The following is a 14,891-nucleotide window of genomic DNA, read 5'->3' on the forward strand; positions in this document are numbered from 1 at the left end:
CGGTGGGGATGGCACGCCGCAGGCGTACTACGGCTGAGCACTCGCGGTGCACCCTCGCATGGGCGAGGACAGAGATCGACCGCACTCGGGGGATGAAGTGCAAGGAGCTGCGACGCCGGCGGCTTCATCTCTACATCTTCGGCAGGGGGCGCCGCAGAGGAATCGTAAAAGCCCCTCTACAACTGAGTACTCGCTTGTAGCGTCAAGTAATGGCTGGTCAGCGCGATTCGACCTCGGGCAGCCGCAGCACGAAAGGGAAGGGAAAAGCTATGTCGCCACCAGCATTTGATGTGCGTGAGCGACCATGGATCCCGGTTCGGATCAACGGTCGTTCGTTGCGTGTCGGGCTGCGAGAGCTGTTCCTGCGCGCCCATGAGATCGAGGATCTGGAGCTGCCGGTCCCGCCGTCGGCCTCGGGGCTGCTGCGGGTCCTGTACGCGCTGACCGCCCGCATCGCCGCCGATGACGACGGGCAGCGTATGGGCGATGAGGACATCGAGGGCGTCCAGGAGTGGGCCGCGCTGCGGAACCGGATCCTGGCTGCAGGCCGTTTCCCCCCGGAGCGGGTGAACGGCTACTTCGATGCTCCGGCGCTGGCGGGCAGGTTCGACCTGTTCGGCGAGCGGCCGTTCCTGCAGGATCCGCGGTTGGCCGAGCAGTGCCCCAGCAGCTCGGGCGTGAACAAGCTGGTGCTGGGCCGGCCGACCGGAGTGAACGGCGCGGTGTGGTTCGGGCACTTCACCGATACCGCTCCGCTGCCGGTCCCGGCGGCCGAGGCGGCCTGGCACATGCTGGCCCAGCTGTACTACGGGCCCAGCGGACAGTGCACCCCCCGACGGATCACCACCGTCAAGCCGGGCAATGGCGACGCCGGACCGCTGCGAAAGACGGTGTCCTTCCACCCGTGGGCGCCCGACCTGTTCACCTCCCTGATCCTGGGAGTGCCCTTTTCCGGTGAGGACAGTGCCGCCGAGGAGGAGGACCCCTGCCCGTGGGAGCAGGAGGAGCCAGGGGATCCGCTGGGCCCGCTGCCGCCGCTGACCAGCCCGGCGCGGCTGCTGACCGGCCGGGCCAAGCACGCCGTCCTGCTGGTGCCGGGGGAGCACGGGGCAACGGTCACCGACGCCTACATCACATGGTCCACCCATGAGCCGGCCCAGGAGGCCCACGACCCGTACGTGGTGCTCAACCGCAGCAAGGACGGTCGGTTCTACGCCCGCCCGGCCGACTGCGGCCGCGCCGCCTGGCGGGACCTGGACGCCCTGCTGCTGAAGAGCGCAGAGGTCCACGACTTCCGTCGTCCGCGGATCTTCGAGCTGCTGTCCGCGCTGCCTGCGGCGGTCCGTGATGCTCTGCGGGTGCGGGTGTACGGGTTCCATCAGGACGGTCAGCAGCGTGACACCGGCTGGTACACCGCCACCACCCCGCGGGTTCTGCGCTTCTTGGAGGAGCAGGACCCGCAGATGGCCTGGCGCATCTCCACCTGCCGCCGGGCCGCTGAGGAGCTGGGTGCTCAGCTGGACTACGCCGCCAAGCTCGCCTGGGCGGAGACGGTCTCCCCACCGAAGGAGGGGGAGAAGGTCCGCATCGACCCGAAGAAGCCTGGACCGTGGGCTGCTACCGCCACATCCGCATACTGGCCCGGGGCCGAGAAGCTGTTCTGGGAGCTGACCCAGCCGCAGTCCGACGCGACAACCATCTACCGGCGCTTCGCCGACCTCGCCCGGGCAGCGCTCCGCGACGCCGTCGGCCTGGCCGCTCGCAACTTGCCTGTCGCCCGGGCGCTCAACCATGCCCTGGCGGTACTTCGCCGTGCCGCGCCCGCCCAGGCACCATCCGTCCCCGCCCAGACCTTGCGAGCCGACGACCCGCGCCTGCCCGCCGCAGCCCTGGAGACAACTCAGTGACGACACCTACCGTCCCCGCGGCCGCAACGACCACATCCGACACATCGGCGAAACCGAGGTATTCCGAGGAGTTCGTCGCCACCGTGATGCGTCTGTGCGGTGACAAGGGCACCCAGGCCGACCTGCGCAGTGGCATCGGCCGCACCGTCGAGCACTGCGCGCGCATGCACCGCCACCTGGTGCCCCTGACTGCGCCCGACCTTCACCCGGCCGCCCGTCAGGCCCGCTACACGGTCGCCGCCCTCATCGCTGCCCGTCCCCGCGCGACCCGCGACACCGATCAGGCAACCGCGCCGGATCCGGCCCAGGCCGCCGCGGATTCGGCGTCCTCCGACAGCGATCGTTCCGCCGGATCGGCCCAGACGTGGTCGCGCAGCACCAACCTGGGCACCAGCCTCGCCGAAGGTGTGCGCCACGGCGCCCTGAAGGACGACTCCGCCGAAGCCGAACTTCACCTCCTCACCCGGCAGAGCGCCAAGGCCGTGCTGCGCCGCCTGCCCGCGCTCACCCGGCACCTGCAGACCGCAGGCGTGACCATCTCCTGGGCCGTGCTGCTGGAGGACCTCACTTGGTGGGACCTCGACCGCGACCGAATCGTCACCCGCTGGTTCGACAGCTACTTCCGCGCCCTGTATGCCCCCGCCGCAGACGGCGCCCCCACCAATTCCGCCCGCACCAACGAATCGGAGACGAACCGATGAGCATGTTCCTTGACCTGCATGCCCTCCAGAGCGTTCCTGCGGCCAATCTCAACCGCGACGACCTGGGCTCCCCCAAGACTGTCCGTTACGGCAACGCCGACCGCATCCGAGTCTCCAGCCAGTCCTGGAAGCGCGTCATGCGCCACGGCGTGGAGCGCGAACTGGGCGAGACCGCCGCCCGTACCCGCCTGGTTCCCGTCAAGGTCAAGGAGTCGCTGGCCCGCAAGGGATGGGACGCCGACGCCGCCGCATTCGCCGGTGCCCAAATCGCCGCCTGCGCGGGCGACAAGGGACTGAAGACCGAGGATGCCGGCCACACCTCCGTCCTGCTGTTCCTCCCTGCGGTCGGCATCGACGAGCTCGTCGCCCTGTGCGAGGAACACCGCGCCGCCCTCGAACAGGCCGCCGTCAAGAAGCCCGCCAAGAACGCCAAGCCCGCCCAACTGCTGCCCACCGATCAGGTCGCCGCCGTCCTCAAGCGGCGCACCGCCTCCATCAGCCTCTTCGGCCGCATGCTCGCCGAACTGCCCGGAGCCAACGTCGACGGCGCCGCCCAGGTCGCCCACGCCATGACCACCCACGCCAGCGAACCGCAGCGCGACTACTTCACCGCCGTCGACGACTGGCTGGGCGAGGCCGAGACCGGCAGCGGCCACCTGAGCACCGCGGAGTTCGGCGCCGGCGTCTTCTACCGCTTCGCCTCCGTCAACCTCGACGACCTGCTGACCAACCTCGAAGGCGACCGCAAGACCGCCCGCGCCCTCGTCGGTGTCTTCGCCGACCAGTTCCTGATGTCCCTGCCGCAGGCCAAGAAGAACAGCACCGCCCCCCACACCATCCCCGACCTGGCCTACCTCGCCGTCCGCGAACACCGGCCCGTCTCCATGGCCGCCGCCTTCGAGACCCCGGTCCGCCCGGACGCCGCCGGCGGCTTCTCCGCCCCCTCCCGCAAGGCCCTGGCCGACTACGCCGCCACCGTCGACCGCCTCACCGGCGGCCGCCACCGCTCCTTCCACGCCCACGCCGGCGTCCAGACCCTCGACGGCCTCGGCACGCCGTACGACTCCTTCCCCGAGCTCATCACCGCCGCGGTGGACGCCGCCCTGCCGTCCGCCGAGGCCCAGGCGTGACCGGCATCCTGCTCCGGCTCGCCGGTCCCCTGCAGTCCTGGGGCGAACGCTCCGCCTTCGGCGTCCGCGACACCGCCCCGTTCCCCACCCGCTCCGCCCTGACCGGCATGTTCGCGGCCGCCGAAGGCCGCAGCCGCGACCAGGCACCCGACGCCTATGCCGACCTCGGCTTCACCGTCCGCATCGACCGTCCAGGCCTGCGCATGGTCGACTTCCACACCATCGGCGGCGGCCTCCCCCCGAACCTGACCGCAGCCACCAGCGCCGGCGGCCACAAGAAGACCGCCGTGCTTTCCTACCGCCACTACCTGGCCGACGCCGTCTTCACCGTCGCCGTCACCGGCCCGCCCGAGTGCCTGGAACGCATCACCGAGGCGCTGCGCCGCCCGCATTGGGCTCCCTATCTGGGCCGCCGTTCCTGCCCGCCCGACGAGCCACTCGTGCTGCGCGGTCCCCACCACGACCCCCTCACCGAACTCACTACCCGCGCGCCCCTTTCCGTTCCCCCACCGGCCGACCCCGGCCGTGCGACCGTCCCGGTGGAGTTCCTCTGGGACACCGCCCCCGCGCACCTGCCCGAGGACGCCCCCGTCCTGGACGTCACCGACATGCCCGAGAGCTTCGCCCCCGCCGACCGCCGCTACCGCACCCGGCGGCTCTACCGCACAGTCGAGCAACTCCCGGCCCGCCTCTGCATCGAGCCCTGCGATCTCGCCCGGACCCTCATCGACTACGCCCTGGAAGTGCCCGCATGACCCGCGCCCACCTGGCCAGGATCCGGCTCAACCCCATGAGCCGACACGTCCAGCGCGACCTGCGCGACGCCACCGAACTGCACCGCACGGTCATGCGCCTGGTGCCCGACCACCTCGGCGACCACGCCCGACAGCAGACCGGACTCCTCTTCCGGCTCGACGAGACCGACGACACCAGCACCCTCCTCGTCCAGGCGCACAACACCGGCCTGGATCCAACCCGCCTGCCCCATGACTACGGCCATGCCGAAGTCAAGGACCTCGCTCCCATGTTCACCGCCCTGGCGGCCGGCCTGCGTGTGCGCTACCGCATCGCCGCCAACCCCTCCAAGCGCCAACGCCTCCCACTGGACCACCGCGGAGCCCGGGGCCCCGTCACCCCCCTCAGCGGCCCGGAAGCCGACCAGTGGTGGATGGGCAGGGCCGCCAGTGCTGGTCTCGCCGTCCACACCCTCACCGCCACCCCGCTGCGCCCCGCGCAGCAGCACGGTCACGGTCCCCGCCTGCGGCACAGCCTCACCCGCTTCGACGGCACTGCCACCGTCACCGACCCCAAAGTCCTCACCGAAGCTCTCCTCGCCGGAATCGGCAAAGGCAAGGCATACGGCGCCGGCCTGCTCAGCCTCGCTCCCGCCACCACCGCATGACACCGCCACCGGCCCGCGACGCGAGGGCGCGCCTGGCCGCGCCCTCGCTCGCCATGCTCCCCAAGATCGGCGACGCCCTGTCCTTCCTCTACCTGGACATGGTCCGCATCGTCCAGGACGACACCGGCGTCTGCGCCCAGATCGAGACCCGCACCGGCCTGGACACCGTCTACATCCCCACTGCCGCCCTCTCCTGCGTGCTGCTGGGCCCGGGCACCTCCATCACTGCCCGCGCCCTGTCCACCTTCGCCCGCCACGGCACCACGGTCGTCTGCACCGGCTCCGGAGCCGTCCGGGCCTACGCCGGTATCCAACCGGCCTCGCTGACCACTGAATGGCTCGAAAAGCAGGTCCGCGCCTGGGCCGACGAGACCCCCCGCCTGCAGGTAGCCGTCCGGATGTACGAGCGTCGCTTCGACGACACCGTGCCGCCCGGAATCACCCTCGCGCAGCTCAGGGGCATGGAAGGCCAGCGCATGAAGGCCCTCTACCGCATCCTCGCCCAGCAGCACGGCATCGGCCGCTTCCGCCGCGCCTACGACCCCGCCCAATGGGACACCCAGGACCCCGTCAACCTGGCCCTGTCCTCGGCCAACACCTGCCTGTACGGCGTTGTCCATGCCGCTCTTCTGGCCATGGGCTGCTCACCGGCGCTGGGCTTCGTCCACACAGGCACCCAGCACTCCTTTGTCTACGACATCGCCGATCTCTACAAGGCCGACACCACCATCCCCCTCGCCTTCTCCCTGCACGATTCGTCGAACCCCGAACAAGAAGCACGGCGCAGGCTCCGCGACGGTTTCCGCCTCATCAAGCTCCTCCCACGTATCGTCCGTGACATCCAGACCATGCTCAGCCCCAACAACGACACCGACGACGAACCCGACCAACGGGAAGTCCGACTCGTCCACCTGTGGGATCCGACGGCAGGCGTCCTCCCCGCCGGCGTCAACTACGCAACGGAACCCTGACATGCCGTCCATGGTCGTCATCGCCACTACCGCCGTCCCTGACACCCTTCGCGGCGCCCTCAGCCGTTGGACCATCGAAGTCGTCCCTGGCATCTTCGTCGGTACCGTTTCCGCCCGAGTCCGAGACCAGCTGTGGGATGCCGCATCTCAAGTGGTCGGAGACGGCGCTGCCGTCCTCATCCACCCCGCTGCCAACGAACAAGGCTTCGCCCTACGCACTGCCGGCGCACGACGCCGACAGCCAGTTGACTTCGACGGCCTTACTCTCATCCGTATGGCCGCCTCGCTTCATGCAAAGAATTTGCAAAGCTGATGTAGCGCTGCAGGTGAAGAAGTCTCCTCCCCGCCGACGCGGGGGTGTTCCGAATCCGCACGCGCCCCTCTGCCGCCCGTAGGGCTCCTCCCCGCCGACGCGGGGGTGTTCCGGACCCGGACGCCGATGTCGTGCCGGTTCTCCTCTCCTCCCCGCCGACGCGGGGGTGTTCCGGCGCTGAACAGCTTGACGGCGACGGCGACGAACTCCTCCCCGCCGACGCGGGGGTGTTCCGTCGGACCTGCGTGAGGCGGAGGCCGAGAAGGGCTCCTCCCCGCCGACGCGGGGGTGTTCCGTTCTTCCGCAATGGCACCGAGATGGAGGGCCTCTCCTCCCCGCCGACGCGGGGGTGTTCCGTTGCTGCCGCCGTCCTGCCCGGCCCTGTTCCACTCCTCCCCGCCGACGCGGGGGTGTTCCGAAGAACAAGGTCTGGCACTACTGGGTCGAGCGCTCCTCCCCGCCGACGCGGGGGTGTTCCGATCGCGGACAACGCCCACAACAGCCACCCCGACTCCTCCCCGCCGACGCGGGGGTGTTCCGCCGTCGGGGGTGCGGTCGCTGTCAGCTGCGGTCTCCTCCCCGCCGACGCGGGGGTGTTCCGCGGCAGTCCTCCGAGACGCAGGCCGCGCTGCTCTCCTCCCCGCCGACGCGGGGGTGTTCCGTCCTACCGCAAGGCCATCACGGACCTGAACGTCTCCTCCCCGCCGACGCGGGGGTGTTCCGGCGTAGAGGGTCTCGTCCTCGGCGTTGGTGTCCTCCTCCCCGCCGACGCGGGGGTGTTCCGCTCCTGCGTGCGCACCGGGCCGTCGACCGCGACTCCTCCCCGCCGACGCGGGGGTGTTCCGGCCTCCTGATGTTCCGCATCCCCACCGACCGCCTCCTCCCCGCCGACGCGGGGGTGTTCCGCTCTTCGGCCGCGTCAAGGGCCTCGACGCCCGCTCCTCCCCGCCGACGCGGGGGTGTTCCGGACACGGCCACCCCGAACCCGCCGAGCGCGGCCTCCTCCCCGCCGACGCGGGGGTGTTCCGCCCGCGGCGTCCTGATGTCCTCGCCGGTCGTCCTCCTCCCCGCCGACGCGGGGTGTTCCGTTGGAGAACCCCTGCAGGTCGGCCGCCATCCCCTCCTCCCCGCCGACGCGGGGGTGTTCCGATCCCACGGGGGATTTTTCGTCCCCCACTTCTCTCCTCCCCGCCGACGCGGGGGTGTTCCGGTCCGATGGGCGACCCGGCCCGCCGGATCTTCCTCCTCCCCGCCGACGCGGGGGTGTTCCGTCGGGGTTCGCCACGACCGTGCCGCCGATGCCCTCCTCTCCGCCGACGCGGGGGTGTTCCGACCACCATGGCCGTGAACGCCGGGTTCGACACCTCCTCCCCGCCGACGCGGGGGTGTTCCGGCCGGGCTCCTCCCGGCGGCGGACAAGGCCGGCTCCTCCCCGCCGACGCGGGGGTGTTCCGTGGCCCACCCGGATCGTGACCGCCCCGTACAACTCCTCCCCGCCGACGCGGGGGTGTTCCGACACCCCAGGAGTAGCCGGTGGCCGCCGACGACTCCTCCCCGCCGACGCGGGGGTGTTCCGTGGTGGATGTTGCCCATGGAGAACGCCATGGTCTCCTCCCCGCCGACGCGGGGGTGTTCCGCGGCCACGCTCCCGTGCATCGGCGTACCGCTGCTCCTCCCCGCCGACGCGGGGGTGTTCCGTCGTACTTCACCGCCACCGTGCTTGCGGACCGCTGCAGGCGCAATCGGGCAATTGTGCGATCAAAACGTCGTCCGGGCCTCCACACGGTCCGACCGGCTTGCGGGTGCCGCGTTCTGGCGGTCTTCCTCGAGCTCACCACCGCTCTGGCTCGCGGAGTCGGCGCCCCTGGCCGGGGCAGCGGCCACACCGCCCGCGGGTGGCGGAGGAGCGGGGACGGCCGGGCGCCCGACTTCTAGGACGGCGAAGCGAACGCCCCCTGGCACGGCAGGCGCCCGGGCGGGGCCGCGCGCCGGACGGGGACGTCCGCCGCCCGCCTCCGGTGCGCTCCGGTGGGGTGGGCGGCATGCGCCGTCCGCGGGGCCCCGCCCGGGGGCCGGGCGGGGCAGCGGCTCGTACGGGCTCAGCGGGCGGCAGTGTCCTCCCGGAGCGGCTGCTCGTTGGGTGCGGTGCCGGCCGGGGGGTGTGGCGGCGGGGTCTGGGAGCGGAAGCTGTGGCCGAGTTGTGGGCCGAGGCCGAAGTAGTGGCGGAAGTTGTAGATCAGCGGGCTCCACGCGGCCGGGTCGATGTGCTGGGTGCCGGGGACGACGATCCGCGGATCGGCGTGGACCTTGAGCACGTGGGCCTCGACGATGAGGAACGCCCCCGAGGCGTCGGGCCGCACCTGGGCGGCGCGGGCCTCCAACTGGATGGGGCATGCGGCCACCCGGGGCGGCCGGACCAGCTCGGACGGCTCGGGGCGCAGGCCGGCGGCGGTGAACTTGTCCGGCTCGAACCGGAAGGCGCCGCGCTTGGCGGCGGGGACCGGGGTGCGGCCGGTCAGCGGCGCCAGCTGCTCCACCGCCGGCCACTGGGCGGGTGCGGGGAGGTTGACCACGAGGTCGGGGCGGGCGCGCAGGTTGTGCGCGCTCTGTCCCTCCAGGCCCAGGCCGAGGACGACCACCTGGCCGAGCGCCCAGGCCGAGGACATCGGCGCCAGGTTGCAGGAGCCGTCCTCGTTCTGCGTCGAGAGCAGCACGACCGGCGTGCCGAAGTACAGGATGCTCGGCTCGACCGCCACATGGGCGGGCGGCGCGTCGTGGGCGGTGGCGGGGGGTGTCGCGGTGTCCATGGGGACCGACCGTAGGGCGCGGACCCTTCGGCGCCCGCCGAAGCGTCGCCGGGGGAGGATGGACGGCGATGAGCAACCTCGACGCGCACCCGCAGGCCCCGGACCTGGCCGCCCTGGCCGCCCTTCTGGCCGACCGCACCCGCGCGGCCTTCTGCCTGGCCCTCCTGGACGGCCGGGCGTGGACCGCCACCGAACTGGCCCACCACGCCGCGGTGGCCGCCTCCACCGCCACCGGGCACCTGAACCTCCTGGTCGACGCGGGACTGCTCGCCCAGGAGCGCCAGGGACGCCACCGCTACGTCCGCCTCGCCGGCCCCGAGACGGCCCACCTGGTCGAGACCCTCGCCTCCCTGGCCCCCCGCAGGGCCGCCGCGCCCCGCTCGCTGCCCGCCGTCACCCGCAGCCGGGCGCTGGCCCGCGCCCGCACGTGCTACGACCACCTCGCCGGCGCCCTGGGCGTCGCGGTCACCGATGCGATGACCGGCCGCGGGCTGCTGGACTGGGACCAGGGACCGGCCCTCACCGGCGCCGGGGCCCACTGGCTGGCCCACCTCGGCATCACCCTCCCGCCCGTCGCGCGGCGTCCGCTGGTCCGCTCGTGCCTGGACTGGACCGAGCGCCGTCCCCACCTGGCCGGCGCCGTCGGCGCCGCCCTGTGCCGCCACGCCCTCGACCACGGGTGGATCACCCGCATCGGCACCGGCCGCGCCGTCGCGCTCACCCCGACCGGCCGGAGCGCGCTCCACGACAGCCTCGGCCTGCCCGACGAGACACACACTCCAACCGCGTGAGCACCCGTTCTACCCGGCCGGCCGACCGACCGGCCGGGCGAGCGTGGACCACGGCCCATGAGGGCTGAACCCAGGCCGAGCCTCCCGACACCGGCTACGACTCGTTCCTCCAGTCGGAGTTCTCGATGCGAGGATCCCGCCATCCGGCGCGGCCACTGCCTGAAGGGCAACCTGGCTTCTTCTGTGCCCGGCGAAATCCGCCCCGAGGTGGTCGGCTATGCGCCGGTCAGCCAGGACACATCGGTGGAATGGAAGAGCCTGGCGCGGTTCTGGAGGCCCTTGGCAAGATCCGACATCGCGTGAGTCGGTCTGTGCTGCTGTCCACCCGAGGCCATTCAGCGATGAACGGCAGTACTGCCGGCAGCGCTCGCCAGCAGCTCCGCAAGGTGGGTCGCAGTCCTGGTGCCTGGTATGGGCGCCACGTGGCTGCCGCGGTCCAGGAGCCAGCGCAGGGCGTCGCCCGGTCCGGTGCCGGTGGCGAGCCTGCCCGCGGCCAGCGGCCGGTACGGCACGAAGGGGATGCGGTGGGTGCGGCACCAGTCCACGGTGGGGTCGTCGGGTTCGGAGCGGTTGAGCACGTTCTGTACGGCGGCGACCGGCACGATCGTCATGGCCTCCTCGGCCTGGGCCACCGTCACCTTCGACAGTCCCACGGCTGCGATCTTCCCCTCCTGGCGGAGTGCGGCGAGCTCTGCCACCTGGTCGGTCAGCGGCGTCTCCGGGTCGACCCGGTGCAGGTAGCACAGGGCCAGGCGCTCCACGCCCAGGCGCCGCAGGCTGGCTTCCACCGCGTGCCGCAGGTAGTCGGGCCTGCCGAGTGGCCGCCACCGGTTCGGGCCGGGCCGGATCATGCCGACCTTGGTGGCGACCAGGAGCTCTGGCGGATAGGGATGCAGGGCCTCGCAGATCAATTCCTCGACGGTGTGGGGGCCGTAGGCGTCGGCGGTGTCCAGGTGCGTGACGCCCGCGTCCACGGCCAGCCGCAGCAGCCGCACGGCGCCCACCCGGTCCGGGGGCGGGCCCCAGTGGCCGGGGCCGGTCAGACCCATGGTGCCCAGGCCGATCCGGGAGACGGCCTTGCCCGCGATGGTGATGCTGCCGCCCGGGGCGCTCATACCGCACCTACCCGGGCGTCCGCGGTGTCCAGGGCGGCGTCCAGTGCCGCGTCCCGGGATGCGTCGTGGTTGGTGACCTGCAGGTGCGGAAGGCCTGTACCGGCGAGCAGGGCGTGCAGGTGCCGGTCCACGCGGGCCCGGTAGCCCAGGTCCCGGTCGCGGTGCTCGCCCAGCGGCACCGCGGGGTCGAGGACGGTGGCGAGCAGCAGGGTGTAACCGGCGGCGTGCGCGGCCGCGAACGCGGTGAGCCGGTCGGCGGCCTCCTGGCCGCTGTCCTCGGCGCGGTGCTCCAGACCGGCCGTGTAATAGGCGATCGGGTCCAGGGCGGAGCGGTCGATGAGGACGACGTCGGCACGCAGCGCGGCCTCCGCCTCGGCACACACCCCGGCCGCGACGATCCACTGCGTGGTGGTGGCGCTCTGCGCGCGCATCTTGGGGAAGCCCATGTCGGCGGCCTTCTGCGCCAGGCTTCCGGCGGTGCGGGCCACGATGAGCCCCTGGGCGCGGAACTCCATCGCCAGACGCTGCAGCAAGGTGGTCTTGCCGGTGGAGTGCGTGCCGCAGACGGCTATGCGGATCGGGTCGGTGGTCACCACAGGGTGGGCTCCTCGCTGGGAGAGGGATGCCCGGGGAGTCCGGGCGGGACGGCGGACGCCGCCAGCGCGTCCCAGGTGGCATAGGAGCGGGCGAGGGCCTGGAGAAGCAGCGCGGTCGCGCCGGCGTCGAAGGAGGCCCGGTGCCGCTGCCCAGGCAGGCCGGAGGTGTCCAGGTGCGCGTGGGTGACCAGCGCGTCCAGGCCGTGTCCGGGGGCGTCGGGCCAGGTGGCGCGGGCCAGGCGCAGGGTGTCGATGACGCCGACGGGCTTCCAGCCGGGCAGGTGCCGGGTGAGTGCGTCGTAGTCGACCTTGGCGCTGTGCGCGACCAGCCACGCCCCGTCCAGTGCCGCGCGGACCTGGTCGGCGACCTCGGGCCAGGCCGGGCAGGTGGCGACCTGCGTGTCAGTGATGCCGTGGATGCGCGTGACCCGCTGCCGGATCGGTGTCGGGGGCCGGACCAGCCACTGCCGGGCCTGCTCGTGCAGCACGGCGTCCGCGGTGACCGGCACGGTGGCGACCTCGATCAGGTCCGGCGGGGATGCGCCGTTGCCCTCGACGTCCGCGACGACGACGTGCGGCCAGGTGGAGGGGGTCATACGGGACGTCCTTCCCAGCCGGCCTCGGCGCGGCCGTGCCGGCGGTGGTGGTGGGGATGTTCGCGGGCGTGGACCTGGTAGCCATACCCGTGCTGCAGGAAGTAGCGGGGGTGTTCGGGCAGGCCCTCGACGATGATGGCCCGATCGCTGATCTCCACCGGGCCCACCGCGCCGAGGGACCGTGCCCGCTTCTCCACCTCCGCCGCGTCGGGCTTCGCGAAGGCGCCCGCGCACCGTTTGAGCTGCTTGACGGGGCAGATGTCGCACAGCTCCGGGATGCCGTAGTGGCCGTTGTAGTCCGGCAGGCCGTGGGCGTAGGCGACGGCGCAGGAGGTCTTGCGGAACAGCGGCCCCCACGGCTCGTCGGACTCGCCGGGCCGGCGGAAGCGGCGCAGGATCCGCCGCTCGGCCTCCTCCGGCATGATCTTGCGCCGGGCGGTGCCTTCGTAGGGCTCGGGCAGGCCCTGTTCCCGGTAGTAGGCGGCGATCTCGTCCCGGTAGAACAGGCCGGTAAACACCGTGGCGTGCGCGTATCGGGACAGCTCCACGGCGCGGTCCAGATCGGCGGACGAGTCGTTCAGCCCCGGCACGATCGGCCGCCAGTACAGCACCACCCGGTACCGCATCGCGTGGTCGTGCAGGGTGCGCAGGCTTGCGGCAGCGATGCGCGAGTCCACCGGCTCGATGCGGCTCTCGGTGATGCCGGAGTGCGTGACCAGCACGGTCAGCTTGATGTTCGTGAAGGAGTTCAGGACGGCGCAGTCCTCGGGCTCGACGCGCCAGCGCGTGATGACCAGGACGTGGTTGGTCAGGCACTGCTCGTCCAGCAGGCGCAGCGTGTTGAAGGTGTGCGGCTTGACCACTGGCAGGAACGGGTCGGTGGCCTTGTTGAACAGCTGGACCGGGGTGACGTGAGGCCGGAAGTAGGGGTGTCCGGTGAGGGCGGCCACGGCCTCCTCGTCGCCCATCACCAGTCGCGGCGTCTTCATGCCGAAGTTGCCGTACAGGTGGCGTACGCAGTAGCCGCACTCCAACGGGCAGCCGATGACGTGGTTCAGCGACAGGCCGGACTTGCGGTACTCGATCACGTCGGCCAGGTCGGTCCGGAGCTCCGCGACCTGTCCGGGTGTCAGTAGGGGCAGAGCGCGCCTGTGCGGTGCGAAGGGGATCTGCGTCATGGAGGCCGGGTTCCTTCGGTGATCGGCTGCCGCGCAGGCAGCGGGCATGAACGGGGGACGGTGCGCGGATCGCGCGGTGTCTGGGCACAGCTGCCGGTGTGAGGCGGCCACTGCCGCAGATGTGCGAACTGGGTGAGCTGGACGAGCGCCGAGTGGTTCGTCCGCGCCAGGTCCGCATGCCTGGCATGGACGATGTCAGCGCTCAGGACCGGGGCGGCGCCCGTGTCGCCGGTGTCTGTCCAGCGACGGACGGCCGGACGCCATCTGAACCGCCTCCGGTGTGAGGGGGCCTGTCCGCCACCTGCAGGGACCGCCGGGCGAAGGTCCGGTCAGCGGGGAGGCTGCTGCATCAGTAGGGCGGCCAGTGCCGCCGCGATCAGCAGAAAGGGGATGAAGAGGCAGTTCGCGAGGAACCGCCACACCTCCCGTGTTCCCTCCTCCTGGGCGAGCAGTCGGGCATCGGGGCAAGGCGATCCGGTTGACTCCGGGTGCGAGTGAGGCTCAGGGACAGGACGCTCTGCGTGGGCAGCCACGGGGTGGGCGGACACCTCGTAGTGGACCTCGTCATCCACCAGGACCAAGGACACCTGCCGTCCCGTCTCCAGGTCGGCCAGGGCCGCCCGCTGGGCCATGGCGTCCTCCAGCCATCTCCCCGCGACGTCCGCCGCCTGATCGCTGAGGTGCGCAGCGGTCACCCACACCCGGTGCCGCATCCATGCCAAGGCCGGCATGGGCGCCGGCGCAACACAGTGGCCGAGCCAGAAGCCCCGACGCTCGCCATCGTGAACGTGGGCCACGTGCGCGCAGGCGAAAGCGGACTGCCACGGCACAGCCGGCCTGTCGGACGCAGATGATGATGAGGGGCTGGTCAGGTCGAAGACGCTGCTCAACAGGACTCCCTCACCCGTGAGCCGGAAGCGGACATGATCGCCCACACGGTCTTGCCCGGACCCGTCTCGCGCACTCCCCACGCTTCAGCCAAGGCATGGACCAGCAGCAGGCCGCGGCCGCCGTCCTGCTCCACTTCGGCGTATCCGCCAGGCTGGGTGCCTGACATCGCCGGCTGCTTCGGGCAGGAGTCCGTGACCTCCACCAGGACGTCCCCGCCACGGCAGGTGAGCGCCACATCCACAAGCAGCTGCCCCGGACCAGCGTGCAGGACTGCATTGGTCACCAGCTCCGAGGCCACCAGGATGACGTCAGCCGTGATCTCTGCGCTGACTCCACGTCTCGCCAATTCCCGACGGACCTGAGCGCGAACCAGCCCGACCGACTCCGCAAGCGGAGTGAAGCCCATCTGCCAGGTCACACCTGCATGCCGCGGAGCATCACCGGAATGCGGAACTTCTCCCGCCGGTGGATGCCTTGTCCCGATGTACATCGT

The 14,891-nt window shown here is 71.8% G+C and carries 15 protein-coding genes and 1 CRISPR repeat array; of the genes, 8 read left to right on the forward strand and 7 right to left on the reverse strand.

Annotated elements, in window-relative coordinates:
• The first annotated feature begins 209 nt into the window (after positions 1-209).
• Genes casA through cas2e form a run of 7 tightly spaced genes read left to right on the forward strand, consistent with a single transcriptional unit; the run spans position 210 to position 6,424 of the window.
• Entirely contained in the window at positions 210-1,907 is a 1,698-nt protein-coding gene (casA, locus tag LO771_RS23155; protein ID WP_230745950.1) for a type I-E CRISPR-associated protein Cse1/CasA, read from the forward strand.
• Positions 1,904-2,608 carry a type I-E CRISPR-associated protein Cse2/CasB gene (gene casB / locus LO771_RS23160; protein WP_230745952.1) on the forward strand — a complete coding sequence of 235 codons (705 nt, stop codon included), beginning with the start codon at positions 1,904-1,906 and terminating at the stop codon, positions 2,606-2,608. Before casA ends, casB begins: the two co-directional genes overlap by 4 nt.
• Positions 2,605-3,738 carry a type I-E CRISPR-associated protein Cas7/Cse4/CasC gene (cas7e, locus tag LO771_RS23165; RefSeq protein WP_230745962.1) on the forward strand — a complete coding sequence of 378 codons (1,134 nt, stop codon included), beginning with the start codon at positions 2,605-2,607 and terminating at the stop codon, positions 3,736-3,738. The genes casB and cas7e overlap by 4 nt, the downstream gene beginning before the upstream one ends.
• Positions 3,735-4,493 (forward strand): type I-E CRISPR-associated protein Cas5/CasD, encoded by a 759-nt coding sequence (cas5e, locus tag LO771_RS23170; protein ID WP_230745964.1) that lies wholly within the window; start codon positions 3,735-3,737, stop codon positions 4,491-4,493. Before cas7e ends, cas5e begins: the two co-directional genes overlap by 4 nt.
• On the forward strand, positions 4,490-5,140 hold the full coding sequence (gene cas6e / locus LO771_RS23175) for a type I-E CRISPR-associated protein Cas6/Cse3/CasE (protein WP_230745973.1): 651 nt from the start codon (positions 4,490-4,492) through the stop codon (positions 5,138-5,140). Before cas5e ends, cas6e begins: the two co-directional genes overlap by 4 nt.
• Positions 5,137-6,111: a type I-E CRISPR-associated endonuclease Cas1e gene (gene cas1e / locus LO771_RS23180; RefSeq protein ID WP_230745981.1), complete on the forward strand. Its 975-nt coding sequence runs from the start codon at positions 5,137-5,139 to the stop codon at positions 6,109-6,111. Before cas6e ends, cas1e begins: the two co-directional genes overlap by 4 nt.
• A gap of 1 nt (position 6,112) precedes the next feature.
• On the forward strand, positions 6,113-6,424 hold the full coding sequence (gene cas2e / locus LO771_RS23185; RefSeq protein WP_230745983.1) for a type I-E CRISPR-associated endoribonuclease Cas2e: 312 nt from the start codon (positions 6,113-6,115) through the stop codon (positions 6,422-6,424).
• 23 nt (positions 6,425-6,447) lie between these two features.
• Positions 6,448-8,122: a CRISPR direct-repeat array (repeat unit 29 nt; unit sequence CTCCTCCCCGCCGACGCGGGGGTGTTCCG).
• 401 nt (positions 8,123-8,523) lie between these two features.
• Here the strand turns inward: cas2e and LO771_RS23190 are convergent.
• Positions 8,524-9,231, reverse strand: coding sequence for a flavin reductase family protein (locus tag LO771_RS23190; protein ID WP_230745985.1), 708 nt, complete (start codon positions 9,229-9,231; stop codon positions 8,524-8,526).
• Between the two features lie 68 nt (positions 9,232-9,299).
• Between LO771_RS23190 and LO771_RS23195 the strand changes: the two genes are divergently transcribed.
• Positions 9,300-10,022, forward strand: a complete 723-nt coding sequence (locus LO771_RS23195) for a helix-turn-helix transcriptional regulator (RefSeq protein WP_230745987.1) — start codon at positions 9,300-9,302, stop codon at positions 10,020-10,022.
• A gap of 335 nt (positions 10,023-10,357) precedes the next feature.
• On the opposite strand, the gene LO771_RS23200 is transcribed toward LO771_RS23195, so the two are convergent.
• From LO771_RS23200 to LO771_RS23225, 6 genes are all read right to left on the reverse strand, one after another.
• A complete protein-coding gene (locus tag LO771_RS23200) occupies positions 10,358-11,137 on the reverse strand; it encodes an aldo/keto reductase (RefSeq protein WP_230745989.1) in 780 nt (259 codons plus the stop codon).
• A complete protein-coding gene (locus tag LO771_RS23205; protein WP_230745991.1) occupies positions 11,134-11,733 on the reverse strand; it encodes an AAA family ATPase in 600 nt (199 codons plus the stop codon). The genes LO771_RS23200 and LO771_RS23205 overlap by 4 nt, the downstream gene beginning before the upstream one ends.
• Entirely contained in the window at positions 11,727-12,329 is a 603-nt protein-coding gene (locus LO771_RS23210) for a 3'-5' exonuclease (RefSeq protein WP_230745993.1), read from the reverse strand. The genes LO771_RS23205 and LO771_RS23210 overlap by 7 nt, the downstream gene beginning before the upstream one ends.
• Complete coding sequence (locus tag LO771_RS23215; protein WP_230745995.1) at positions 12,326-13,507, reverse strand: radical SAM protein; 1,182 nt, start codon at positions 13,505-13,507, stop codon at positions 12,326-12,328. Before LO771_RS23215 ends, LO771_RS23210 begins: the two co-directional genes overlap by 4 nt.
• Positions 13,508-13,836: 329 nt before the next feature.
• Complete coding sequence (locus tag LO771_RS23220) at positions 13,837-14,397, reverse strand: hypothetical protein (RefSeq protein ID WP_230745996.1); 561 nt, start codon at positions 14,395-14,397, stop codon at positions 13,837-13,839.
• Complete coding sequence (locus tag LO771_RS23225; RefSeq protein ID WP_230745998.1) at positions 14,394-14,816, reverse strand: ATP-binding protein; 423 nt, start codon at positions 14,814-14,816, stop codon at positions 14,394-14,396. Before LO771_RS23225 ends, LO771_RS23220 begins: the two co-directional genes overlap by 4 nt.
• Positions 14,817-14,891: the final 75 nt, after the last annotated feature.

This window comes from Streptacidiphilus sp. ASG 303 (assembly GCF_020991365.1).
Lineage (GTDB): Bacteria > Actinomycetota > Actinomycetes > Streptomycetales > Streptomycetaceae > Peterkaempfera.

What these genes read in the sequence shown, in the direction of transcription:
- LO771_RS23200 (WP_230745989.1), bottom strand. Translation starts at nt 11,137, where the DNA reads ATGAGCGCCCCGGGCGGCAGCATCACCATCGCGGGCAAGGCCGTCTCC.
- LO771_RS23215 (WP_230745995.1), bottom strand. Translation starts at nt 13,507, where the DNA reads ATGACGCAGATCCCCTTCGCACCGCACAGGCGCGCTCTGCCCCTACTG.
- cas2e (WP_230745983.1), top strand. Translation starts at nt 6,113, where the DNA reads ATGCCGTCCATGGTCGTCATCGCCACTACCGCCGTCCCTGACACCCTT.
- cas6e (WP_230745973.1), top strand. Translation starts at nt 4,490, where the DNA reads ATGACCCGCGCCCACCTGGCCAGGATCCGGCTCAACCCCATGAGCCGA.
- LO771_RS23195 (WP_230745987.1), top strand. Translation starts at nt 9,300, where the DNA reads ATGAGCAACCTCGACGCGCACCCGCAGGCCCCGGACCTGGCCGCCCTG.
- LO771_RS23210 (WP_230745993.1), bottom strand. Translation starts at nt 12,329, where the DNA reads ATGACCCCCTCCACCTGGCCGCACGTCGTCGTCGCGGACGTCGAGGGC.
- LO771_RS23190 (WP_230745985.1), bottom strand. Translation starts at nt 9,231, where the DNA reads ATGGACACCGCGACACCCCCCGCCACCGCCCACGACGCGCCGCCCGCC.
- cas1e (WP_230745981.1), top strand. Translation starts at nt 5,137, where the DNA reads ATGACACCGCCACCGGCCCGCGACGCGAGGGCGCGCCTGGCCGCGCCC.
- casA (WP_230745950.1), top strand. Translation starts at nt 210, where the DNA reads ATGGCTGGTCAGCGCGATTCGACCTCGGGCAGCCGCAGCACGAAAGGG.
- cas7e (WP_230745962.1), top strand. Translation starts at nt 2,605, where the DNA reads ATGAGCATGTTCCTTGACCTGCATGCCCTCCAGAGCGTTCCTGCGGCC.